This is a genomic window from Paenibacillus phytorum (assembly GCF_013141715.1).
In the GTDB taxonomy this organism is placed as follows: Bacteria; Bacillota; Bacilli; order Paenibacillales; family NBRC-103111; genus Paenibacillus_E; species Paenibacillus_E phytorum.
In genome coordinates this window covers 322436-346164 of sequence record NZ_WHOA01000241.1, presented here as the reverse complement: position 1 = coordinate 346164, position 23729 = coordinate 322436, and the positions used below count along the sequence as shown (strand labels likewise).

Annotated in this window: 25 protein-coding genes; 3 read left to right on the top strand and 22 right to left on the bottom strand. The window is 45.2% G+C overall.

What is annotated here, in order from left to right; translation table 11 throughout:
• Positions 1-2: 2 nt before the first annotated feature.
• The 14 genes from GC098_RS34795 to GC098_RS34730 all read right to left on the bottom strand — a co-directional run bounded on the left by GC098_RS34795 (position 3) and on the right by GC098_RS34730 (position 14145).
• Positions 3-353: a putative DNA-binding protein gene (locus tag GC098_RS34795; RefSeq protein ID WP_047672779.1), complete on the bottom strand. Its 351-nt coding sequence runs from the start codon at positions 351-353 to the stop codon at positions 3-5.
• Between the two features lie 169 nt (positions 354-522).
• Positions 523-1515, bottom strand: coding sequence for a signal recognition particle-docking protein FtsY (gene ftsY / locus GC098_RS34790; RefSeq protein ID WP_171648801.1), 993 nt, complete (start codon positions 1513-1515; stop codon positions 523-525).
• A gap of 31 nt (positions 1516-1546) precedes the next feature.
• Entirely contained in the window at positions 1547-5122 is a 3576-nt protein-coding gene (gene smc / locus GC098_RS34785; RefSeq protein WP_171648799.1) for a chromosome segregation protein SMC, read from the bottom strand.
• 94 nt (positions 5123-5216) lie between these two features.
• Positions 5217-5918: a ribonuclease III gene (rnc, locus tag GC098_RS34780; protein WP_171648797.1), complete on the bottom strand. Its 702-nt coding sequence runs from the start codon at positions 5916-5918 to the stop codon at positions 5217-5219.
• Positions 5919-5979: 61 nt separating this feature from the next.
• A complete protein-coding gene (gene fabF / locus GC098_RS34775) occupies positions 5980-7215 on the bottom strand; it encodes a beta-ketoacyl-ACP synthase II (RefSeq protein ID WP_171648795.1) in 1236 nt (411 codons plus the stop codon).
• Positions 7216-7309: 94 nt separating this feature from the next.
• Positions 7310-7543 carry an acyl carrier protein gene (acpP, locus tag GC098_RS34770; protein ID WP_028558238.1) on the bottom strand — a complete coding sequence of 78 codons (234 nt, stop codon included), beginning with the start codon at positions 7541-7543 and terminating at the stop codon, positions 7310-7312.
• 84 nt (positions 7544-7627) lie between these two features.
• Entirely contained in the window at positions 7628-8368 is a 741-nt protein-coding gene (gene fabG, locus GC098_RS34765; RefSeq protein WP_029195326.1) for a 3-oxoacyl-[acyl-carrier-protein] reductase, read from the bottom strand.
• Positions 8355-9305: an ACP S-malonyltransferase gene (fabD, locus tag GC098_RS34760; RefSeq protein WP_171648793.1), complete on the bottom strand. Its 951-nt coding sequence runs from the start codon at positions 9303-9305 to the stop codon at positions 8355-8357. Before fabD ends, fabG begins: the two co-directional genes overlap by 14 nt.
• 202 nt (positions 9306-9507) lie before the next feature.
• Entirely contained in the window at positions 9508-10494 is a 987-nt protein-coding gene (locus GC098_RS34755) for a beta-ketoacyl-ACP synthase III (RefSeq protein WP_216625518.1), read from the bottom strand.
• The gene (gene plsX / locus GC098_RS34750; protein WP_171648791.1) at positions 10491-11495 is read right to left on the bottom strand and encodes a phosphate acyltransferase PlsX; all 1005 of its coding nucleotides are present in this window, start codon (positions 11493-11495) and stop codon (positions 10491-10493) included. The genes GC098_RS34755 and plsX overlap by 4 nt, the downstream gene beginning before the upstream one ends.
• Complete coding sequence (gene fapR / locus GC098_RS34745) at positions 11479-12093, bottom strand: transcription factor FapR (RefSeq protein ID WP_047672754.1); 615 nt, start codon at positions 12091-12093, stop codon at positions 11479-11481. The genes plsX and fapR overlap by 17 nt, the downstream gene beginning before the upstream one ends.
• 119 nt (positions 12094-12212) lie before the next feature.
• Positions 12213-12386: a 50S ribosomal protein L32 gene (gene rpmF, locus GC098_RS34740; RefSeq protein WP_029195321.1), complete on the bottom strand. Its 174-nt coding sequence runs from the start codon at positions 12384-12386 to the stop codon at positions 12213-12215.
• 37 nt (positions 12387-12423) lie between these two features.
• Positions 12424-12930 carry a YceD family protein gene (locus GC098_RS34735; RefSeq protein WP_171648789.1) on the bottom strand — a complete coding sequence of 169 codons (507 nt, stop codon included), beginning with the start codon at positions 12928-12930 and terminating at the stop codon, positions 12424-12426.
• 90 nt (positions 12931-13020) lie between these two features.
• Entirely contained in the window at positions 13021-14145 is a 1125-nt protein-coding gene (locus GC098_RS34730) for a SepM family pheromone-processing serine protease (RefSeq protein ID WP_171648787.1), read from the bottom strand.
• 125 nt (positions 14146-14270) lie between these two features.
• Between GC098_RS34730 and GC098_RS34725 the strand changes: the two genes are divergently transcribed.
• Entirely contained in the window at positions 14271-15569 is a 1299-nt protein-coding gene (locus tag GC098_RS34725) for a nucleoside recognition domain-containing protein (RefSeq protein ID WP_171648785.1), read from the top strand.
• A gap of 5 nt (positions 15570-15574) precedes the next feature.
• On the opposite strand, the gene coaD is transcribed toward GC098_RS34725, so the two are convergent.
• The 7 genes from coaD to GC098_RS34690 form a co-directional block, all read right to left on the bottom strand.
• Positions 15575-16078, bottom strand: a complete 504-nt coding sequence (gene coaD, locus GC098_RS34720; RefSeq protein ID WP_029195317.1) for a pantetheine-phosphate adenylyltransferase — start codon at positions 16076-16078, stop codon at positions 15575-15577.
• 30 nt (positions 16079-16108) lie between these two features.
• A complete protein-coding gene (rsmD, locus tag GC098_RS34715) occupies positions 16109-16666 on the bottom strand; it encodes a 16S rRNA (guanine(966)-N(2))-methyltransferase RsmD (RefSeq protein ID WP_171648783.1) in 558 nt (185 codons plus the stop codon).
• Positions 16667-17337: 671 nt separating this feature from the next.
• Entirely contained in the window at positions 17338-17583 is a 246-nt protein-coding gene (locus GC098_RS34710; protein ID WP_171648248.1) for an RH3 domain-containing protein, read from the bottom strand.
• A complete protein-coding gene (locus GC098_RS34705) occupies positions 17570-18334 on the bottom strand; it encodes a ParA family protein (protein ID WP_171648781.1) in 765 nt (254 codons plus the stop codon). Before GC098_RS34705 ends, GC098_RS34710 begins: the two co-directional genes overlap by 14 nt.
• 768 nt (positions 18335-19102) lie before the next feature.
• Positions 19103-20746 carry an AAA family ATPase gene (locus GC098_RS34700; protein ID WP_171648779.1) on the bottom strand — a complete coding sequence of 548 codons (1644 nt, stop codon included), beginning with the start codon at positions 20744-20746 and terminating at the stop codon, positions 19103-19105.
• 77 nt (positions 20747-20823) lie between these two features.
• On the bottom strand, positions 20824-21114 hold the full coding sequence (locus tag GC098_RS34695) for a hypothetical protein (RefSeq protein ID WP_171648777.1): 291 nt from the start codon (positions 21112-21114) through the stop codon (positions 20824-20826).
• A 240-nt stretch (positions 21115-21354) separates the two neighbouring features.
• A complete protein-coding gene (locus tag GC098_RS34690) occupies positions 21355-22332 on the bottom strand; it encodes a thermonuclease family protein (RefSeq protein WP_246359127.1) in 978 nt (325 codons plus the stop codon).
• Positions 22333-22506: 174 nt separating this feature from the next.
• Between GC098_RS34690 and GC098_RS34685 the strand changes: the two genes are divergently transcribed.
• Positions 22507-22677 (top strand): hypothetical protein, encoded by a 171-nt coding sequence (locus GC098_RS34685; RefSeq protein ID WP_171648775.1) that lies wholly within the window; start codon positions 22507-22509, stop codon positions 22675-22677.
• Positions 22678-22765: 88 nt separating this feature from the next.
• Here GC098_RS34685 and GC098_RS34680 read toward each other — a convergent pair whose 3' ends face one another.
• Positions 22766-23050: a hypothetical protein gene (locus tag GC098_RS34680; protein WP_171648773.1), complete on the bottom strand. Its 285-nt coding sequence runs from the start codon at positions 23048-23050 to the stop codon at positions 22766-22768.
• Positions 23051-23234: 184 nt separating this feature from the next.
• On the opposite strand from GC098_RS34680, the gene GC098_RS34675 reads away from it, so the two are divergent.
• Entirely contained in the window at positions 23235-23729 is a 495-nt protein-coding gene (locus GC098_RS34675) for a GNAT family N-acetyltransferase (RefSeq protein ID WP_171648771.1), read from the top strand.

The window sequence follows — 23729 nt, the reverse complement described above, 5'->3', positions numbered from 1 at the left end:
TTTTAATCGATCCCTACTATTGTATCAAAAAGTTCCGTTGTTTTCCTCTTTAGCTCCGGTTCGCAAACCTCAAGCACCTGAACCAGTTCCGCACGCAGCTTCATGCGTTGTTCGTGCTTATGTACCAGATGCAATTTACTCTCATAATCCTGAAGAGTTGACTCTGCACGTTTAATATGCTCATAAACCGCCTGGCGGCTAATTTCAAAATTCTCAGCGATTTCTCCGAGTGAGTAATCATCATGAAAATACAATTGAAGGAACGTTCTCTGTTTATCGGTCAACAGCGGTTCATAGAAATCAAATAGCAAGTTAACGCGATTCGTTTTCTCAAGCATCTGATCGATAGACATGATCCACCTCCGTAAAGGTTGCACGCTTGACAGCAGCACAACAGAACCTATCATACTGAATTCCAAGATGAATGTCAAGCATTTGACCTTGTCAGTAATGAACAAAAAAATTCCCCTCTAACCAACAAACGGCTGAGGAGAATTTTTCACGTATCAGAGAACAAAAAGATTAAGCATTCTCTTCTTTATGCTCGCCAATCCATTTGCCAAAGAGGGCATGAACGAATTGCTCGGAATCAAAAGGCTGAAGATCATCCATTTTCTCACCGAGGCCAACGAATTTCACAGGAAGTGATAACTCTTGACGGATCGCTACAACGATTCCGCCTTTGGCCGTACCATCGAGCTTGGAAAGCACCAATCCCGTCAGACCTGTTTTGTCACCGAAAAGCTTTGCTTGGCTGAGTGCATTTTGTCCCGTAGTAGCATCTAAAACGAGAATGACCTCATGGGGAGCATCTGGAACTTCACGCTGGATAACGCGATAGATCTTATTCAGTTCCTCCATCAAATTCACTTTGTTTTGCAAACGACCCGCTGTATCGCATAACAAAATGTCTACACCACGCGTTTTCGCTGCCTGCACCGCATCAAACATGACAGCGGCAGGGTCGGAGCCTGATTGCTGTTTAATCACATCAACACCAACACGCTCGCCCCAAGTTTCCAACTGCTCAATTGCACCGGCACGAAATGTATCGCCTGCAGCCATTAACACTTTTTTTCCTTGAGATTTAAACATGTGTGCCATTTTACCGATTGTCGTTGTCTTCCCTACGCCATTCACACCAACAAATAAAATGACGGATAATCCATTTGGATTTAACTTCAGTCCTGCATCAGCGTCACCCTTTAAGAGCTCAATCAACTTTTCGGAAAGGATCGGCTGAAGCTCCGCGGGATCTTCAATTTTGCGTTTCTTCACCTCGGCGCGAAGCTGATCGATTAGCTTAAGCACTGTATTTACACCTACATCAGCGCCAATTAGAATTTCTTCAAGTTCTTCATAAAAGTCTTCATCTATCTTCTTGCGGCGGCTAAATAAATCATCCACACGATCGACGAAGGCGTCTCTTGTTTTCGTTAGTCCTTCTTTGAACTTATTCGTGACCGCTTCGGCCTTACTGGAAATACTTTCCTTCAATCGTTTAAAAAAGCTCATGGTTCCTCCTAATAAAATAACATTCAACTAATTATGATGCAGACATGGCGGCTTCTTCATCCTCTAAACGAACGGAAACGAGCTTGGAAACACCGCCCTCTTGCATCGTTACCCCATACAGCACATCCGCTTCCTCCATCGTCCCCTTACGGTGCGTAACTACGATAAATTGCGTCATTTCAGAGAACTCACGCAAGTATTCGGCAAAACGAGATACGTTCGCTTCGTCCAAAGCAGCTTCTACCTCATCTAGTACGCAGAATGGAACCGGTTTTACGCGGATAATCGAGAATAGCAGCGCAATCGCTGTGAGAGCGCGCTCTCCACCGGAAAGAAGCTGAAGATTTTGCAGCTTTTTGCCAGGCGGTTGTGCAACGATCTCAATACCTGTATCCAGCATATTCTCCGGCTCAGATAGAATCAAATCCGCACGGCCACCGCCAAACAATTTAGCAAATACGACGCCAAAGTGCGAGCGAATCGCATCAAAGGTGGTCTTAAATCGTTTGGACATTTCTTGATCCATTTCACGGATGACCTGATAAAGCGTTGTTTTTGCTTCGATCAAGTCATTTTTCTGGGAGTCTAAGAATTCATAGCGCTCAGAGACCCGCGCATATTCTTCAATAGCACCGAGGTTCACATCACCAAGCGAAGCGATTTCGCGTTTAAGTTCACGCACTTTGCCCTGTGTACCTTGGATATCCTCAGGAACTGGATAGCGCTCTTTTGCTAACTCATAGCTAAGCTCATATTCTTCCCCTAGCTTCTTCAGCAGGTTTTCTAGCTCAACATCCAATCGAGTCACACGAACCTCAGTTTGATGCAGACTCTCTTCAACCTGTTTCAACTGAATTCGTTGCGTCCGGGTTTCATTCTCTTCTTGCTCGAGCTTATGTAACCAATCCGTTCGCTCAGCACGTTTGAAATCAATGTTTTCTGAGCATTGCTGCTTCTTGATTTTGAGATCATTAAGTAATTCAACTTGAAGTACAGTCTCTTGATCAAGCGCTGCCATATCTTGCACCAACTGCTCAAGCAGACCGCGGTTCATTTCCATTTCCCGCTCAGCTTCGCCGAGATCCTGCTGAAGTCGACGCTGTTGATCTTGGAGTGACTGTTTCTCTTGTGAAATGGAAGCCACCTTGACTTTCAAATCCGTCAACTGGCTTTGTAGTTCTTCCTTCTCCGACTCACTCGCTTTACGGGAGTGCTCGGCATCGCGAATCGCTTTCTGTAAAGAAGCTTCTTCTTCCTGTAGTTCAGCCAGCGCTGCTTCGGACTCGACTTTTTTCCGTCCAAGATCGGCCTTCTCTTCAAGCAGCGAACCTCGATCTTGACTATCCAGCGTTAGCTGTTCTTCAACCGTACGGCTTTCGGACTCAAGTGGATTCAATTCTGCCCTAATTTGCTGCTCGGTGATACGTTTCTGCTCACCCTGCTGACGCAGCTGTTCGATCGTCATCATATCATCCGTGATCTCGCGCTTCATCACGCTGGATTGGCTGCGCAAACCGCTGAGCTGCTGCTCAGAAGTTTTAATCTCCTGATCTAGCTCCTCAATTTGACGTTGACGTCCAAGCAGATTCGTCGATTTCTTCTGCAAGCTTCCGCCTGTCATCGAACCACCAGGGTTCACAACGTCACCTTCCAGCGTCACAACCCGATAGCGATACTGTGCTTTAGCAGCAATATGATTCGCATCTTCTAGACTCTGCGCCACTACAACATTCCCAAGCAGGCTTGAGAAGATGTTCTGGTAAGTGGACTCAAATGAAACAAGATCAACCGCAAGGCCGACAAAACCTTTGGAAGATTTCAAAGAACTAAGCTCACTATCGGAAATCGAGCGTCCGCGAATAACATTCATAGGCAGGAACGTAGCTCGTCCCATTTGACGTCGCTTCAAGAAGGCAATGGCTTCACGGCCATCCGCTTCGGTCTCGACAACGATATTTTGCAAGGCGCCGCCGAGCGCCGTCTCAATCGCAATCTCAACGTCTGCAGGCACCTTAACAAGCTCGGCTACGGCCCCGCGAATACCACGCAAATCCTTACGACTCTTCGCTTTAAGAACTTCTTTAACACCTTGCATGAAGCCATCGTAATCGTTGGCCATCTCTTTCATCGTGTCGCGGCGGGAGGTCAACGCATCCAGCTTCTGCTCCCATTTGCGGACCATGCCTTGTGCTTCATCGAGCAACCCTTGCTTGCTTTTCAAGCTTTGGGTTAACTGTACATACCTTTGTCTTTCATTCTCAATTTCACTAACCGTTTGTTCTAATTTAGCCGTCAACTCTTGCTTACGGATCGAAATCTTCTCGCGCTGTTCCGCCCATTTCTGACGTTCTTCATCAAGCCTTTCCAAACGACGACCGATACTTTCCGTTTGCTGCTCAGCGTAACGAATCTCGTTCCTTGCCTGAGCCATTCGGTTCAGCGTTTCCAGCAATTCGCCCTTCAATTGATCTTCAGGCGAAGAGCTAATACCACCATTAACCCCAAGTAACCGCTGTTCTTCCGCGGTCAGCTTCGCTTGAAACTCAAATAGCTGGGCGCCAATTTGGATGATTTTCTCCCGCTGCTGGCTGAGCTCATCTTCTTTATCTATTTTACGCTGCTCTTGCATAGCGATTGTAGTGCTTAGTTGCTGATGATTAGCCACGTAATTCTTATTACGCTCTTTGAGCACTTCGCCATGCCCTTCGCACTTCTCGAAATCTTCGCTCAGCTGGAGTAAACTTTCTTGAAGCTTTTCCAGCTCCTCCTCTAGCCTGCGAGTTTCCCATCGATGCTTCTCCAAATGAGCATCATGCTGATTCACAATCGTCGAAAGCTCTGTTTGTTCCTTGACTAGCTTCTCTAGCAGCTGCTTCGAATCGTTCCATGAAATATAAATCTGATCAATCTGATGTACATACATCGCAATCTCACTGCTTTTGAGCGTCTCCCGAAGCTCTTTATAACGAATCGCCTTCTCTGACTGCTCGCGAAGCGGTTCAATTTGATCCTCAAGCTCAGAAACCAAGTCGTGAATCCGCAGCAAATTTTGCTCGGTATCACTCAATTTCTTCTCAGCTTCACGTTTACGCGATTTATATTTAACAATCCCCGAAGCCTCTTCAAAGATCCCTCGACGATCTTCGGATTTCGTACTTAAAATTTCTTCAATACGACCTTGTCCAATAATCGAATAAGCTTCTTTCCCTATCCCCGTATCCATGAACAATTCCGTTATATCTTTCAAGCGGCAGGGCTGCTTATTAATTAAATACTCACTTTCCCCACTGCGATGCACTCTGCGAGTAACCGTCACTTCATTGAAATCAAGTGGAAGCGATTGCGACGTATTATCAAGCGTCAAAGAGACTTCCCCATAATTGACAGCTCGGCGCGCATCACTGCCTGCAAAAATAACATCTTCCATTTTACCGCCACGTAAGGACTTTGCACTTTGCTCACCTAATACCCAGCGGATACCGTCTGAAATATTGCTTTTTCCACTGCCGTTAGGGCCTACAACCGCGGTAATACCGCGTACAAATTCCAGTTCCGTACGGTCTGCGAAAGACTTAAACCCGGATAATTCAATCCGTTTCAAAAACATGGTCTCACCTCAAAAATTATTGTAACATATCCCTTATAAAAATAAGAGAAAAAAACAAAAAGGCGGCCGCAGCCGCCCCTTTAAGCCATATGCATTACCGCTGAACGGTCACATTCAATTTCGACAAAGCCCCAGCAGCAGCCTGCTGTTCCGCTTCTTTCTTGGAACGTCCTGCTCCGGTTCCCAGAATGTCGGCATCCATGTGCACTTCAGCTACAAACTCACGTTCATGAGCTGGCCCACGTTCATTCACAATGCGGTATTCCAATGAACCCATATTGTGATGTTGGGTATGCTCCTGCAGTAGAGTCTTGTAATCAATAATTAGCAGCTTACCTTCACTAGAGATTTTTGCGAAAACGTGCTTTTTGAGAAAACCTTTTACGATATCCAAGCCTTGATCAAGATATAAAGCTCCAACAAAGGACTCGAAAACGTCGGCAAGGAGCGCCGGGCGTGACCGCCCTCCAGTTAACTCTTCCCCTTTACCGAGTAATACAAAAGCACCGAAATCCAAATCTTCAGCGAACGTAACGAGTGACGGCTCACAAACGATAGACGCTCTGAGCTTCGTCAATTCACCTTCTGAACGCCCTGGATAAGAATCATATAAAAATTCCGAAACCGTTAGTTCAAGGACAGCATCCCCTAGAAACTCCAGACGCTCGTTATCTTTATGCCCAGCAATACGATGTTCATTGACATAAGAAGAATGGGTAAAAGCTTGCTGAAGCAGCTCTTTTTTCCGAAATGTAATCCCTATTCGCTGCTGCAGTTCTTTAATATCACGGTTCATTGCCTTTATTCACCACCCAGAGAGAATGATATTCCGTTATCTTTCTTCGTAGGAAGGCAAATTATGCTTCAAACCTTTTCAAGATAATCGTTGCATTATGTCCACCAAAGCCAAACGAGTTCGACATCGCAATGTCTACCTTTGCTTCACGAGCTGTGTTTGGCACATAATCCAAATCACACCCAGGGTCCTGGTTGACCAAATTGATTGTTGGTGCAATCAAACTATTAGAAATGGTTAAACCACAGATAACAGCTTCTACACCGCCTGCAGCGCCAAGTAAATGGCCCGTCATTGATTTCGTCGAGCTAACAGCTACTTTGTAGGCATGTTCGCCTAAAGCTTTCTTAATAGCCGTAGTTTCCGATCTATCTCCTACTGACGTAGAAGTTCCATGAGCATTAATGTAAGAAATCGACTCTGGGCTAATGCCCGCATCTTTAATTGCTTTGACCATACAACGTGCTGCCCCGTCCGGATCTGGATCTGTCATGTGATAAGCATCACCGCTCATCCCATAGCCAATCACTTCGGCATAGATGCGTGCCCCACGCTTCTGCGCATGTTCAAGCGATTCCAAAATCATCACGCCTGCTCCTTCGCCCATGACAAAACCATCGCGGTCTGTATCAAACGGGCGGCTAGCCAAGTGAGGCTCTTCATTACGAGTTGACATGGCACGCAATGCACAGAAGCCAGCTACACCAATTGGTGTAATCGTTGCTTCAGCACCACCGCAGATCATTACGTCAGCATCACCACGTTGAATCATTTTGAACGAATCACCAATGGAGTGTGTACCTGTCGCACAGGCCGTAACAGCCGTGGAGTTCGGTCCTTTTGCCCCTGTAATCATTGAAACTTGACCAGACGCCATATTCGCAATCATCATCGGAATAAAGAAGGGAGATACACGTTTTGGACCCTTCTCCAAAAGAATTCTATGCTGTTCTTCCCATGTGTTCAAACCGCCAATTCCTGATCCAACCGATACACCCACGCGTTCAGGATCCGTATCTTCCTTCACATTCAAGTTCGCGTCTTTTAACGCATTAATCGCACCAGCTACAGCGAATTGAACGAAACGGTCCATCCGACGTGAATCCTTACGATCTACATAATTCTCAATATTAAAATCTTTAACCTCAGCAGCAATACGAGTCGGATACTCGCTTACATCAAAATTCTCGATCAAACTGATTCCGGATTGACCGGAAGTCAGATTGCCCCAAAACGTTTCTAAATCTTGACCAAGGGCAGTAACTACGCCCATACCTGTAATTACAACTCTGTTCATTTGTACCACCTTCTATGTAGTAAAGCATCATTTTTTATTGTTTGAAAATGGAGAGAAAGTCCCGTCTTGATTAGAAACGGGACTCGGTAGACTATTACGTATGAGATTTTATGTAATTCGTAACTTCTCCTACAGTCGTAATCTTCTCAGCATCTTCATCTGAAATTTCTAAATCGAACTCATCTTCTAATTCCATTACTAATTCAACTACATCGAGAGAATCAGCACCTAGATCTTCTTTGAAAGATGCTTCGAGGGTGACTTCAGCTTCATCAACCCCTAGACGATCGACAACAATTCGTTTAACACGATCCAATACGTCGGACATCCGGTTCACCTCCTCTTTGGTATTATACGAGAATCTCTGACAGATTGCCAGTAGTCAATTTTGAGATTCTCTTTCTGGTAAAACTTACATGTACATGCCGCCATCCACATGGAGTGTTTGGCCTGTCATGTAGGACGCATCGTCTGATGCTAGGAAGCGAACAACCTTTGCAATTTCCTCAGGTTGGCCAAGGCGCTCCAGTGGAATTTGCTTCAGCATTTGCTCTCGCATCTCGGATGACAACTTGTCCGTCATATCGGTTTCAATGAAACCTGGCGCTACAGCATTCACTGTAATGCCTCGAGAAGATAGTTCTCTCGCAGTCGCTTTGGTTAAGCCAATAACGCCTGCTTTTGCTGCTACATAGTTGGCCTGACCCGGGTTACCGAGCACACCCACTACAGAAGATATATTAATAATTCGACCGAAACGCTGTTTCATCATCGGGCGAGTAACGGCTTTTACACAGTTGAACACACCCTTGAGATTCGTAGCGATGACTTGATCGAACTCTTCTTCCTTCATCCGCATGATTAAATTGTCTCTTGTTATGCCAGCATTATTCACAAGAATATCAATTTTACCAAAACTTTCTAGTGTTTGCTTCACTAAATCATCAGCTTCTTGAAAACTGCTTACGTCAGCACGCAGCTTAATAGCTTTACGTCCCATCGCTTCAATCTGTGCTACAACTTCTCCAGCAGCGGCTTCACTTCCTGCATAGTTCACAACAACATCAGCGCCATGTTCGGCCAAATGCAAAGCAATCGCTCGGCCAATACCTCGGGATGCCCCAGTTACCAGTGCCACCTTACCCGTTAACATGATTGTGTACCTCCTGCATGTACTTCTCCAAAGCTTCTAGACTACCGATTGACACGGTTTTCACCGTTTTGTCTACCTTTTTGATCAGACCTGCGAGAACCGTTCCCGAGCCAAGCTCAATAAACGTATCGACGCCTTGGCCGATCAGATAAACAATGGTGTCCTCCCATAATACAGGAGAGTACACTTGCTCTACGAGCAGCCCGCGAATATCGCCAGGCTGCGTGACAGGACGAGCCGTTACGTTGGCCACAACGGGCACGGCTGCATCACTCATCTCGATCGACGCAAGCACCTCTGCGAGGCGCTGCGAGGCTGGTTTCATGAGTGAAGAGTGAAAAGGCCCGCTCACCTCGAGCGGTATTGCACGCTTCGCTCCGGCTTCTTTGCAGCGTTCAACAACCGCTGCAACGCCCTCTTTACTGCCCGAGACGACGATCTGTCCCGGGCAGTTCACATTGGCGAGCTCCACGACGGAGCCGCCGCTTGAGATAGCCGCGCATAGCTCCGCAAGCGCTTCGCGCTCGGCTCCCAGCACGGCTGCCATGGCACCCAGGCCGCCAGGGACGGCCTGTTCCATGAACTCGCCGCGGGCCCGCACGGTGCGGACTGCGTCTTCGAACGCGAGCACGCCCGCTGCGACCAGCGCGCTGTATTCACCGAGACTATGTCCAGCGACATAGTCTGGCTTAATGCCAGCAGCCTTGAACGCTTCCAGACAAGCGATGCTTGTTGTCAGCAGCGCAGGCTGCGTGTGATACGTGATCTTCAATTGGTCCTCTGGACCCTGGAAGATTAGATCAGATAACGAAAAGCCTAGCGCTTCGTCAGCGCGCTCAAAATATGCTCTAGCAGCAGGATGATCCGTGTATAAATCTTGACCCATACCCACGGACTGCGAGCCTTGACCAGGAAATACAAATGCTATTTTACCCATACGAGAAAAGGATCCCCTTCCGCGATAATTTTCAGTAATTAATTATATGTTTTTACTTAAAATTCCATTTGTTTGTCAGGCGACTATTTTTCTACCGCCCTTATTGACACTATCCCCTTGGCTCAGTACTTCAGTTCTTTACTTCAACAGCGCCCACTCAATTTGTTTACTGAGCCTTAGGGATAATAAAGATAGTAAAAGACTACCAAACCAAGGCAGCTGCGCCCCATGTTAGGCCGCCGCCGAAGCCGACTAGCACGAGACGGTCGCCTTCATTCAATCTGCCCTGCTCAACCGCTTCAGCGAGAGCTACCGGGATAGAGGCCGCGGACATGTTGCCGTACTTGTCTAGGTTGATCATGCATTTGTCGTCAGTCAGTTCTAGACGATTTAGAGAAGCTTGAATGATTCTCATATTCGCTTGGTGCGGTACGAGCAGATCGATATCTGTTTTTTCCCAGCCTGCTTTGCGCAGCGCTTCATCAGCGGCATTGCCCATGATCCGGACGGCAAATTTGAAAACTTCAGCTCCGGCCATGTAGATGTAGTGCAAACGTTGGTCAATGGATGCTTGAGAGGAAGGATTGCGTGACCCGCCACCTTCAATTTTCAGGAGCGGACCTCCTGTGCCATCAGCGCCCAACTCAAACGATTTGAAACCTCTATGTTCAGGCACTTCCCCAATAACAACGGCTCCAGCGCCATCGCCAAAAAGAATGCATGTGTTTCGGTCTGTATAGTCAGTAATTTTGGATAAACAATCAGCGCCAATGATAAGTGCATGTTTATATGTACCTGTCGCAATGAAGTTAGAGGCATTAGCTAGTCCATATACAAAGCCTGAACAAGCTGCCGACAAGTCAAAAGCTGCTGCTTTTTTGGCTCCCAGCTTCTCTTGGAGAATACATGCCGTTGAAGGGAATGCCATATCAGGTGTAATCGTTGCTACTATAATTAAATCAAGTTGGTCCGCCGTAATCCCTGCATTAGTTAGAGCAATCAGTGCAGCTTCATAACAAAGATCAGAAGTAGCTTGTCCTTCGGCAGCTATTCTTCTCTCACGAATCCCCGTTCTAGTCACGATCCACTCATCATTCGTTTCGACCATGGTTTCCAATTCTTGATTTGTTAAAATTCGTTCTGGTACATATTTACCCGTTCCGAGTACCCCAACTGGTATTAAGTTCATGTTGTTATATCTCTCTTCCCGTGGCTAATTTCGGCAGATATCGTGCCAACCAAATCATTTTGTAAGGCAACTCTCGCTTGACGCACTGCATTCTTGATGGCATTTGCATCGGAGGAGCCATGGCTTTTTAGGACTAATCCATCAATCCCCAAAAACGGGGCTGCCCCATGTTCGTTATAATCCAACTTTTTGCGGAATTGTGTAAGTCCTGGTTTCAAGACAGCCGCTGCAAGTTTAGTGAAAAAGGTTTTGGTGAACTCTTGTTTAATTGCTGAGAAAATGGTAGACGCAGCGCCTTCTAATGATTTCAGCATGATATTTCCCGCGAATCCATCGCACACGATGACATCGCATTTGGCACGAAGCACTTGTGAGGATTCGACATTACCCACAAAATGAATAGGGGCTTGTTCCATTAAAGGATATGCCGCTTTCGTTAATTCATTCCCTTTGGTCGCTTCTGTACCCACATTCAGCAGGCCTACACGAGGCTTGGCGATACCATGTACTTTGGAGCGGTAAATACTGCCCATAATGGCGTATTGGATCAGTTGTTCGGCTGTTGCATCCATATTAGCTCCCAGATCGAGTGCAAGAACACCGTTTCCATCCATAGTTGGAATCATAGGCGCCAGTGCAGGACGTTCAATCCCTGGAATTCTTCCTACGACTAGCAATCCAGTCGTCATCAAAGCACCTGTATTTCCTGCGGAAATCATGGCTTCCGCTTTCTTCTCACGCACCAACCTTCCTGCTACCACCATGGAAGCGTCTTTTTTGCGGCGAACGGCCTTAACGGGCTCATCCTCTGCTTCAATGACTTCTTCCGTATGATGGATAGTTAAGTTCGCTGGCCTTTCTGTGAGGTGCGCTTCAATCGCGGCGCTGTTACCGACCAGAATGATATGAACATCCTTCCATTCTTTGGCCGCTGCGAGTGCACCTTCCACTACGATTTTAGGGGCATTGTCGCCACCCATTGCATCAATCGCGATTCGCATGCAGCTTGTCCTCCCTATCTAGATGTTGCTCTTTCTTCGAATGAAAGATCACAAAGTTGCCTCGAAAAACCGTTTCATCGCCAACATATGAAAACACCTCGACTCTTGCTTTCCCTTTGGAAACGGAACGCACATAGGCTTTGGCGATACATTTCTCTCCGAGCTTTACAGAACGAATAAAACGAATGTCTGCAGAAGCTGTTAAAGCTATGGGATCGTCGATGACGGCAACCGCCAGGGAGTTCGCTTGCGAGAAAATATGATGTCCTCTTGCAATTTTGGTTCTTGAGAAAACATGATCTTCTTTAATTTCAAAAATCGAGATACCGCTTTGATCCAGCTGTAAATCAATCACTTCTCCAATAATTTCATCAATTGGCAGTGAGCGCACATGATCGTACGTTTTGACCGCCATATGCTTCATTCGTTCCCGCAGCTCAGGAATGCCGAGTTCCAACCGATCCAAGCGGACGGTTTGGATACTGACCTGAAACGTTCGCATCAGTTCCTCGTCTGTCATAAAAGGATTAGCTTCAATGGCTTGAAGCAATTGCTGCTGCCTTTGTCGTTTAGGAAGGCGTTCGATGGCGAGCACCACCTTATCTCGTGAGATCTCATCTTATTACCAGATACTAAACTGTAGTATATTAAATTTATAGCCAAAAAGAAAGCAAAAAAAATAGCACCTCACACTAGGATGAAGTACTATGTCCAATCTTATGCTTTTACGATCTCTCTACCTTTGTAAGTTCCGCAAGACTTGCACACACGGTGTGCTAGCTTCAGTTCTCCACATTGTTCACATTTCACCATGCCTGGAACTTCCAATTTAAAGTGAGTACGGCGCTTGTCGCGACGAGTTTTGGACGTTCTTCTTTGAGGTACTGCCATATTCAAAACACCTCCTTATACGAATTTCAACGATGCCTTATTCTTTGTTAAAAAAGTCCGCGAGACCTGCAAGCCTAGGATCAATTTTCTCCTGCTTACAGCCGCAATCACGTTGATTGCGATTCTCTCCGCACACGGGACAGAGACCTTTGCACGCTTCGTCACAAAGTGGTATGTACGGTAAACCGACCACTACATTTTCTACAACGTAAGGCTCCAAATCGACTTTATCTCCAACCACTAAATGAATATCCTCGTCTAGATCCGGATCTTCTTCTTCTGGTTTTTGCATGAAGACTTCCTCAAAAGGAAGTTCGATTGTTTGGTTAGTGTGCGATAAGCATCGTGAACAGCTTAACTCCAAGTCTAGCGTTAACGTACCGTTAACTTTTGCTACTCCATCTTCATAAACAGCTTGAAGATCGACGTGTACGGGACCATGACCAAGGATATCTTGACGTCCTTCAAAAGGATCAGTCAAGGTCAATTCTTCGGTCATATGAACCTGCCCATTAAGAGATAGCTCTCTAAAACGAATTTGCATGTTTTTATCACCCCAAACAAACAAAGATTATTATATCCAGTTTGTATGCCTTTTGTCAATTTAAATTATATTATTTTTACTAGATCCAGCTTATTTCGGAGGCAATGCTGCTAGAAATTTGAGCGCATCTTCCATGGTGCCGATTTCGACAATTTTCATCTTAGTCTTAATCTGATTGGCTCTCTCGACGGCTGCTGTGTAATTCTCTATTTTGGTACCATCTTTGTAAATCACATCTTTGGGTGCAAAGAAATAATCGGCCTTTTCCCGATCCGCGGCAATGATCTTATGCTGTATACCGCCAATTGGACCTACAGTGCCGTCGCTTTCAATTGTCCCTGTCCCAGCAATGCGATAACCTTTGGTAATATCATCTGCCACGAGTTGATTGTAAATCTCTAAGGAGAACATCAATCCCGCTGAGGGACCGCCAATCTCACCAGCCTTAATGGATACTTGTTGATCCTCTTGGTCTGCTTTTACAGCCTGCATATCCGCCGGTACAACACCGATTCCTGCCCGCGGCTCGCCCTGCTCCCCTTCTTGCTTAGGAAGCGCACCAAGCGTCAGCGTAGCTTGCTGTTCGACTTTTTTCCTCGAATACGTAATAACAATTGTTTCTCCAGCTTTTTTACCTTTAAGTGAGTCCAGTAAATCTTGGGCGACCTTCACTTCTTTATCACCAGCTTTTAAAAGCACATCTCCAGGTTTGAGAACCTTTTCTCCCGATAGGCCAGGCAGCGTCTGGAGTACCATAACCCCTTCATGATTGATATGAAAGGGAATTTTCGCTTGCTTGTAAGCCGCTTGGATAGCACTCGCTTGGGATGTCAACATAACATACTCTTGGCGCTGTGAATACTCCTGTTCCGACTCACCTTTACGCAAAACGCTCGTTTTCGGCTGAATCTCTTCATAAGGATTTACGAGACCGATTAAATAATTGACCATGTTGGCATCGGCAACTCGTACCGTGGTTAGCATTAGCGTCCCCTTTTCGGCATCAGAGCCTCTGGGGATCGTCACCATAGGTTTAATTTCTTCCGCTGTCCCTGGCATAAATATAAAAAAAGGAAGTCTTACAAAAAACAATAAATAAACAATGACAACTCCGACAATCGCGGATATTAAATAGCGCCTAGTCGACGATCTTTTCGGATGTCGATACGAATCATTCGACCATGTACGAATCGTACTCTCTTCTTCGTTCTCCATGCAGGTTCCCCTTCCTGATGCCTTATACAAGTGGTGTCTCTTGCTTTGCCTCCAAGCGAAAGCTTGGTCTAAACCCGCATTCTCTAGCGTACAATTGAAGCATGTTTAAAGGACGAGGTGATATTATGCAGCCTAAGAATGCAAGTTCCAACTCCAAAATCACAACGCTGGTACTAGGGTCTTTGGCTGCCCTTGTAGTCGTTTCTATCATTTTATTCCCGGACAAGGCATTTCAGTCTTCGCTCGAAGGACTTACAATTTGGTGGAAACTTGTATTTCCAGCATTGATGCCTTTTCTCATTATGACCGAGCTGTTAATCGGCTTTGGTATTATTCAAGGGATAGGCATTCTTTTAGAGCCGCTGATGAGGATTGTATTCCGTCTTCCCGGCGTAAGTGGGTGGGCGCTAGCATCAGGACTTATAGTAGGATTTCCTACTGGAGCCAAAATTACAGCTACCCTGAGGGAAAAAAACCTCATCTCCCAAACAGAAACAGAACGATTAACGGCACTGTCCCATTTGTGCAGCCCCTTATTCCTAATTATGGTCGTAGGCGTCGGCTTTCTGCACAGCGCTAAGCTGGGCTTCATACTTGCAGTAGTCCATTATGCCTCGGCTATTTTCACTGGATTTTTGATGCGAAATCCCAAAAAAACAAAGCAGCCTTTAGCTGACTCCCATGAACTCCAAATAGCCACTTTGCGGCCTACTAATCAAGCATCCGGTTCCGTTTGGAAACTCTCCGTATCAACGATGCGCCAAGCTTACCTACACGATGGACGTCCCTTCGGTAAGCTGCTCGGGGATGCGGTAGCCTCTTCCGTGCAAACCTTAATGCTAATTGGTGGTTATATGATGATCTTTTCTGTACTAATTAATGTAGTTAACATAACTCATCTTACGGACTTATTTCGACCCATCACACACTATTTACTGAGTTTTATGAATGTACACACCGATACCACACCTCAATGGCTTAAGGGGATTCTGGAAATTCATCTGGGTGCCTATGCTTTTAGCCAAGCACAAGGCCTTTCCTTACTTCCGCAAATGGCGCTCCTAAGCGCTTTTCTTGGCTGGGGAGGCTTGTCTGCTCACGCGCAAGTAGCTGGCTTTCATCAAAAAACAGATGCTCGTTATTTATTCTTCTTCCAGTCACGTGCTCTGCATGCTGTACTTGCTTTGGCATTAACCGTTCTGCTTTGGAAACCGCTTCAGCTGCTTTTGATGGATTCTGAGCCTAGTTTTCTTTGGTTAGACAAAGTCAAAAGCGAGTATCCTACGGCTGCCTTTCCACTGAACGGCGAATCGGCATGGGGCCTGTGGGGACCTATGCTGACGCAGTTCCTTCTATTATTCACTTTGATGATAATTATTTCAACGGTCCTGAGAACTTTCAAAAAGAAAGCTATTGATTCGTAATTCCATTAGATTCGAGGGAATTTCTTTTTCAGTGCTTCTTCCACCTCAGCAGGAACTAGATCTTCCACTGGTCCGTGAAACTTAGCAATCTCTTTCACAATACTTGAGCTCAAGTACGAGAACTGAGGCTTCGAAGTCATAAAGAAAGTTTCTACATCAGGATTCAGCTTGTGATTCGTAGAAGCCATTTGCAATTCATACTCAAAGTCAGAAACTGCTCGAAGCCCACGAACAATTAGACGCACATTGCGAGCTTTCATATAATTGACCATCAAATCTCTAAAACCATCTACCTCTACATTCGGCAGATCCTTGGTTACCTTCCTAATGAGTTCCATCCTTTCTTCCAATGTGAACAGTGGATTCTTGGAAGTGTTATTCAGTACAGCTACAATCAACTTATCAAACACCTTTGCCGCTCTATGTATAATGTCAAGATGGCCGTGTGTAACAGGATCAAAACTGCCTGGATAAACGGCAACTGTAATTCCGTGTTCTTGCCTCATCATGCTGTTCATCTCCTTAAAAAATGCTCATATTTATTCTGCTGATCCTTTGTAAATCGTGACAGCGGTATCTCCGTAATCGGATCTTCGCTGCTGCTTAAATCCTCCGATGGTATCTTCGAGGACATCCTTAGCATCGTGTTCCACAACGATCGTAGCATTCAACTGAACAATCGACTGTTCTTCCATCTTGCTTATCAACTCCGCGATAAATTTCATTTTGTACGGAGGATCGAGGAAAACGAGTTCAAATTGCTGTTCCCGCTTCGCTAATGCTTTCAACGCCCGAGCAGCATCCGTTCGGTAGATCTCAGCTTGGTCCTTGAGACCTGCGGTTACTAAATTATGTCCAATCGTGTCGATGCTTTTCTTCTCGATATCAATGAAGACAGCCTTATCCATCCCGCGGCTTAGAGCTTCAATCCCGAGTCCGCCTGTACCAGCGAATAGATCAAGTACTTGTCCTCCTTCAAAATAAGGACCAATCATACTGAAGATCGCTTCTTTCACTTTATCCGTTGTTGGCCGCGTGCTGGTACCGGGTACAGCTTTTAACGACCTGCCTTTGGCGGTGCCTGAAATCACTCTCATCTTACGTATTTCCCTTCTAGCTGGCTCATTCTTTTGCTATCGTACCACAAGCTCTAATCGGACACAAAAATTTTATCCCTGTGATGTATAAATTTCCCGTAAAACGGTCATCCTTGAACTATCGACATCAGAGAATGTCGTAGACAACCGCGGAGAAGACTTACGTTTCCCCATAAGCTCTTCGTCCGGTTTCTCCTCTCCCATGAGGCGATCGCGCAAGCGGTCGCCGTTATTATTTTATGTAACAGTTTTCTAAAACCCTTATATAATAAGGGTTTATTTGTGTGTAACAGAGCTTTTTTTACTTATAGTACAGTTATTTATTTTTCTTCTTGGGGACGGTTTGGGGACGAAAATTTTCAAAATTAAATAAAGAATAACATTTTCCTTCCAAACGCTTCTTATTAAATGAGGTTATTTAGCTGTAATAAAAAGGCCCTGATTTAAACAGGACCTAGAATTATTATTCTGTATGTATTAAAAAGAGTAGGAGGCATAAGTTATGACGCTGTCATGCGAGAGCTGCCGCTTATGAAGCGGGGATCCATCCTTCATTCCGTATTTAAGCCGAACGGCTTCCCGCAAGAGGGCAATGATTCAGTAGTCCGATATCGATTGCAGCGGTGTCGCGGGTGTCGAGCAGACTGTAAAATGAACGAATCCCCACTGGCCTACTCGACCGGTGGGGTATTTTTCTGTCTTCGCATATACTCTTTCACGGCCTCTACCACAACATCAACCATCTTCTTATTCTGTTTCGCGGCGAATATCTTTAACTCAGTATGGAATTGCTCATCGAAATCAAATGTTGCTTTTTTCTTATTTACAGGTTTCTGTATACCTGTATTTACAGTTTCCTGTATTTCTTGACTCCGCCGTTTTCCTAATAACTGTTCAATCGCATCACGCTTGGACACGCTGCTCCAGCTCCTCGACAAAATTTCTATAATTGCTTAGTGCCGATGTATCCATATTACTGTATTCCTGTATTCCTGTAATAGAAAACTCCTTGATTCTATTTCTTCGCTTTATTTCCGATCGAAACACAACTCCCTCGTATTCTCTCCTTACCCTATCAATGATTGTTTTATCAATGATTGTTCTAGAATCGATCATTGTTGGCAATATGCCGCATAAAACAAGGTCCAGCTTTTTAACCTCTTTGATGTGAATCATTGTTGCGATGTATCTGTCCAGCGCGTCATAACACATTGGTTCGCATTGTAGCATTACGATTGCATAGTCTGAAGCCACTAAACCATTAATAGTGTGCTCTCCGAGATTTGGAGGTAAATCAATAAGTATGTAGTCGTATCTGGCCTTTACTTTATGTAGTGTATCTCTCAAAATGGTCGAACTCATTGAAGGATTTTGATGGATAAGCATGGGCAGAGTTGCAAGCATTTCATCAGCCGGAATGAAGTGAAGGTTGTAGGTTAACTTGCGGATGTAGGGGGTGGGATTCATGTTTTTACATGCCTCAAAAATAGTCATTTTGGAGTAATCGTGTATATCTCGTTGAGTAAGAAACTGTGTCAAATTGCCTTGGCTATCGAAGTCGACACAGAGAACCTTGTACTTCTTAGAGAGAAGATACCCCGTGATGGCCGTGGTTGTCGTTTTGCCAACGCCGCCTTTTTGATTACCGATTGAAATAATGGCTCCCATAACCCATTCCTCCTTATTTCTGTAAACCTTTATTCCTGTATATAGTTCTACAATAGATCTATTTAAAAGGGGGTCATGCACGGTCAAGTCGTGAGTGAATTCCGCAACCATAGCGCCAGGAATTTCTCTTTCATATCAATTTTCTGTATATTGTATATTTATCCATAAGGTCACTTTTCGCCAAATATTTTTTCTAACGAATTCTGCAACAAACCCTATTTTCGCCGCGGGGTACTTTAAATTCCAATCAATTTTGGAACAACAAAAACGGAGCCACGCGGGGATTGCGGGCTCCGTTTTCTAATTAATTATGGAAAATCACACACATACCATTTGAAATTTGGAAAAATGAAAACTTACTTTAAGAATTTTGCAGTCTGTCTGCTACTTCCATTGGAATAATCCAGTGGAAGTAGAGATTTTGCAACCTAAAAGCCAATTCCATTGGATTTATTCCAATAGAAGAACGAATTTCGAAGCCTGAAAGTCGATTTCATTGGAATAATCCAATGGAAGTAATGAATTTCGTTCTGAATACCGATTCGAATTTCCCAGAAGGTTAATTGGCCCTAAGGGGCTGTCGCAAGTAGATTTATCTACTTTGAACTGCCCTTATTTGAGTATACCAAGCACGATATATCATAAAATACAGCTGTTCCAAAAAGATAATTCGATAGTTTATTCGGAATCCTTCGTACCGTTGGCGTCCTCCGGCAGCTGTTCTTGAGCAACTTTGGCTAATGAATCGATGACCGACTGAGGCTTTACCTAAATTGGCTCTGGACGGCTACGGTTATACAGCCGTACATAGATCTGCTCAATCTCCTCGCCGGTTAGATCGCCTTGCTTTAGCAGTTCCGATGCAATGGCGTGGACGAAGTCGACGTGTTCCCTTACTAAATTCTTTACTTGGAGCATCTGATCCATCAGAAGCTCGTTAATCTTTGGCCGGAGAGCCTTGAGTGCATCGGCCCGAGAGCCCGTCGCAAGCCAACTGAACAGCTCATCGCCCATACCGACCATACCGAGGTAGGCGCCGGCCAACTCCGTAGCCTGCTGCAGGTCTGAGGTGACACCGTTTAATTTCTTCCCTAAGTACACCTCTTCCACCGCCCGTGCTGCCAGACAAACTTGGATCTCCGCTAATATCTCACTATCGCTTCGGTTATACCGTTCATGCGTCGGCTTGGTAGCAGCAAGACCGAGTGCGCCGCCCCGACGGATGATCGTCACTTTCCAGACCCGGTCGTGGGGCTTCAGTAGGTACTGAGCCACCGCATGGCCGGCCTCATGATAGGCAACATTCCGCTTCTCGTCGTCTCTCATCGAGCGGAGCGGCTGTTTGAGTCCCCACTCATAGGTCTCCATAGCAGCCCTAAAGTCCTCATAACTGGCTTCCTGGGCTCCCCTTTGGTGGGCGATAACAAGCGATTCATTGACGATGTGTTTGATCTGCGCAGGGCTGTAGCCGACCGTATCGAGCGCTGCCGCTTCCGGAGTTAGCGTAGAGTCCCGTTTCACTTTCCGGAGATAGTATTGGAAGACGTCCACCCGACCATCATAGTCGGGGGTATCTACCCCGAGCTGCCTGTCGAAACGGCCAGGCCGGAGCAGGGCGGGGTCGAGTACATCGGGCAGGTTGGTCGCTGCGACCGTAAGTACTGCTGGCCGCTCTGCTTTCTTGCGCCGCAGCCCCAACGAGCGAAGCATCTTGGAAATCTTGGAGTTGTCGATGTTCGGCGGGTCCATCTGCAAGAGCAGCTCGTTGAGCAAGCCAGAGCCGCCGCCCATGCCAAACATTCCTCCTCCTGCTCCCGCTCCCGCCTGTCGACTCATCCCGATGGCGTCAATTTCGTCGATGAAGATGATGCAGGCGCCGTACACAGGCGCCAACTTTCGAGTCTTCTTGTAGAGGCGCATTACCTTCAGGTTGCCGACTCCGAAGAACATGTTTTGAAAGCTGGGTGCCGAAGCATAAGCAAAAGGCACCTGTGCTTCGTTAGCGATCACCTGAGCCAGGTAGGACTTACCGGTGCCGGGAGGCCCGCAGAGCAGCAATCCCCTGATCGCCTCGCCACCCATTTCCTTGAACTCCTTTACACCTTTGAGCAGGGTGACGATCCGTTTGGCATTCTCAACGATTTCGGGGTTACCTCGGTAATCATCCCAAGTAGCCCCGGTCTCGCCAGGCAGAATCCAGTACGTGCGTCCCCGGGCCAGGAACCAAAAAAGGGCTACGAATTGGACGATCATGAACATTATGGCAAAGAGCAGCTGCATCACAATACCGATAATAGTCAATGCGATATTCCAAGATGTCGGCCCCCCTGCCCATATCAGCACGCCGGTTAAGATGAGTGCTGCGAACCACAGGATGAACGTTCGCCACTTGATCCACTGATATCTCTTCATGGACTCACTTCCTTTAAGACGGTTTGTATTATTCTATGAAAACCATAGGCCCCCCATGTTGGAAGGCCACAGTCTTGTTATTGGAATTTTCTTTTAATGTCCAAAAAATACTTGAGAATTACTGCGATACCACCAACGAAATAAAAAATCACAAGAGTCCATCCCGTAGGATCAGTTGGAATCAAGGATAAAACAATCTCTAATGGCAGGACATAATATAGGACATCCTTCAAATAACCTAATACAAAAGTTGGATCAAAAGAGCCTTTCCAAAAGGATTGGAAAAAGGCGATTAGAAAATCAATGATCATTAATCCAAATATGGCCCAAATGGTGTACATCATCCAGTCTGCAAGTGTAAATGTCATTTATCATCACCACCTTCCTACACACTATGCTAGGAATACTGACATGATACAGTTTTTCATCAATCTGTCCATTCACTTTATGTGTCTGTAATAGAGGCTTGCTGGAAGTTTTTGAATTAAGAAAAAATAAACGACACCCTAGTGGTGTCGTTTATTTTAGTCCTTCACTTATTCACCTAATTTTACCAATTATTTAGAAGTCCAGCATATAAATCCTTATCTTCTTTTCCAGTCTCTCTCCTATTCACATGCCACACCGTCATTATCCCGGTCTAACTTACTGCTGTATCCAGGATCACCTCGATGAAGAGGAGCTTTGCCGGCTGCTTTAACAGCTGTACAGTTTGGATAGCTAACGTTACTATTTGATGTAGATGCAGGTGCTTTTGAAGGCTGTGTTTCTTTCGCAGGTTCCTCTGTTTTCTTCATTACCTCTGGGTGATATCCATCATCTTTGGCGTAGTTCTCTATGCTCCAGATGCCAGTCCCGGCCTGCTGTGCTTTCTTTTGAATTTCTCTGAATTTATCAACATATTTCACATCGGGTTGGTAGATGGCTACTCGGGCTAATCCCTTTTCAAGAAGCAGCTCGTTTACCATTTTATCATCGAGCCAAACATACATAAGCAGCCGGCCGTATTTATCACGTTCTGAGACGTCTTTTTCAAGTTTTACTTCTTTACCTTCAAGCATATCGGTTGTAAATTTCGAAGCCTCCGGGCCGTAAGGTTCTACAGGCCTAGAAGGATGCTTGGTTTCAGGTGTGTCAACCAGGACGAAACGAACCGTTTCCTTTTTGTCTCCAATCAACACATCAACTGTGTCTCCATCGACTACTTTGGTTACTTTTGCCATTAAGTACTTGCTAGCTTCTGCTACAGGAGCAGCTGCCGGCTGTGTAGTTGTTATTGCTTGCGCCGCCGCTGGACTCTCTTTACTCTTTTTTAGCTCTTCTATTTCTGCAGCTTGCTTGGCGATTAGCTCATCCTTTTTCTTTGAATCCGAGGAATCCTGAACGGTGCTGGTTGCAGTCAACATCTTGTTTTCTTTTTTATCAGAAAAAGCGCCTATTAAAATAATTACGACCCAAACTGCAACACCGCCAAGAATAAGTTTGTTTTTGGTTCTTTTCATTAGAAAAAAAATGCCGATGTATGGAGCTACTAAACAAAGAAGAACTAAAAACCAAGTTGTCTGATACCACTTTTGCCGAGACATGGATGCACACCTACCTATACTATTTTTAATTAGTTATTTATTCTTTCACACAAAATTCGACCTGAAATTAAAACCTTGTATTCCCTCCTACATGCTTCATGTGATATGATTGAAACTAGAACATACATTCTCTTTATTTCGCATTCATCTTACAGTCAGAAAAGAAGGTATCCTATGCAAGATCACACAATTTTTGAGCGTTTGCGTAACAAATATGCGGATGAAGACAGGGCCAAGCTGGTCATGCTGCAATTAAGAACGTTAATGCAGCAGAAGAAAAAGAAGAAATGGTATCAAAAATGGAAGACGCCGACAAAAACCCAGCCATCGAGTTGGAACGAATAACAGGCATGAATTTATTTTGCAGAAAATCAGGAACATAAATAGAAGCTTTCCTTTCGTAGTAGAACTACGGAGGAGAGCTTCTTCGCCTTTATTTGCTTCTTTTTCGTGAATAATACAATACACCGAGATAATGCGATCCTGTAAATAGGGTGAGAATTCCAAAGAACAACAGGAACCCTCCTTCACGATCACGGAAGAAAAATTGCAGTACGAAAAGCGCAAGGGATATTTCACTCCAGAGAAGCGTTCTTCTTTTGAGCTGGGTTAGATCCGCAGTAGATCTGCTTATTTTGCGAAGATTCATGAATGTAAGGCCAGCGAGTACGATTACGCCAATGACGATCACGAGAATGTAACTTGAATTGCCTGACATGTGACTCCCCCTATTTCCGATGGTTCAACTTTATCTTCTATTAATAGTAAGAACATTATATCTAAGATACATGGAATAGGGCTAGATGTCTATTTAGAATTGCCTTTTTAAAAAAGGATTTCAGCTTCTTCCGTGGAACATATTTGAATGTGTTGTCTAAATCTAACAGCGAGGAGCTTACACCATGTCTACCCTATCATTTAAAGAGTTAGAAGAGTCAGATATTCCCCTTCTGATGGATATTTACAATCATTTTGTCGTACATACGACTGTTTCTTTTCATACGGAGCCCGTAGAGATATCAGAATTTACTGAGAGTGTTAGGCATCCAAACCCGCGTTACCAAACTTATGTGATAACATTGGATGGGATCCTTCAAGGATATGTACAAGTCATGCCGCATAAGAAAAAGCAAGCCTATGATACCACAGGGGAAGTGACAATCTATTTGCATCCGGAATGCGTGGGCAAAGGATTGGGCTCAGCAGCCATTCAGTACATTGAAACGGTCGCCAAAGAGCGCGGCTTCCACGCTCTGATCTCCACCATTTGCGCGGATAATAAACCTAGTATTCATATGTTTACGAAAAATGGCTATACACAGTGCGCACATTACCGTGAGGTTGGCTTTAAATGGGGCCAATTTCTCGATATCGTTACCTATCAGAAAATAATATAA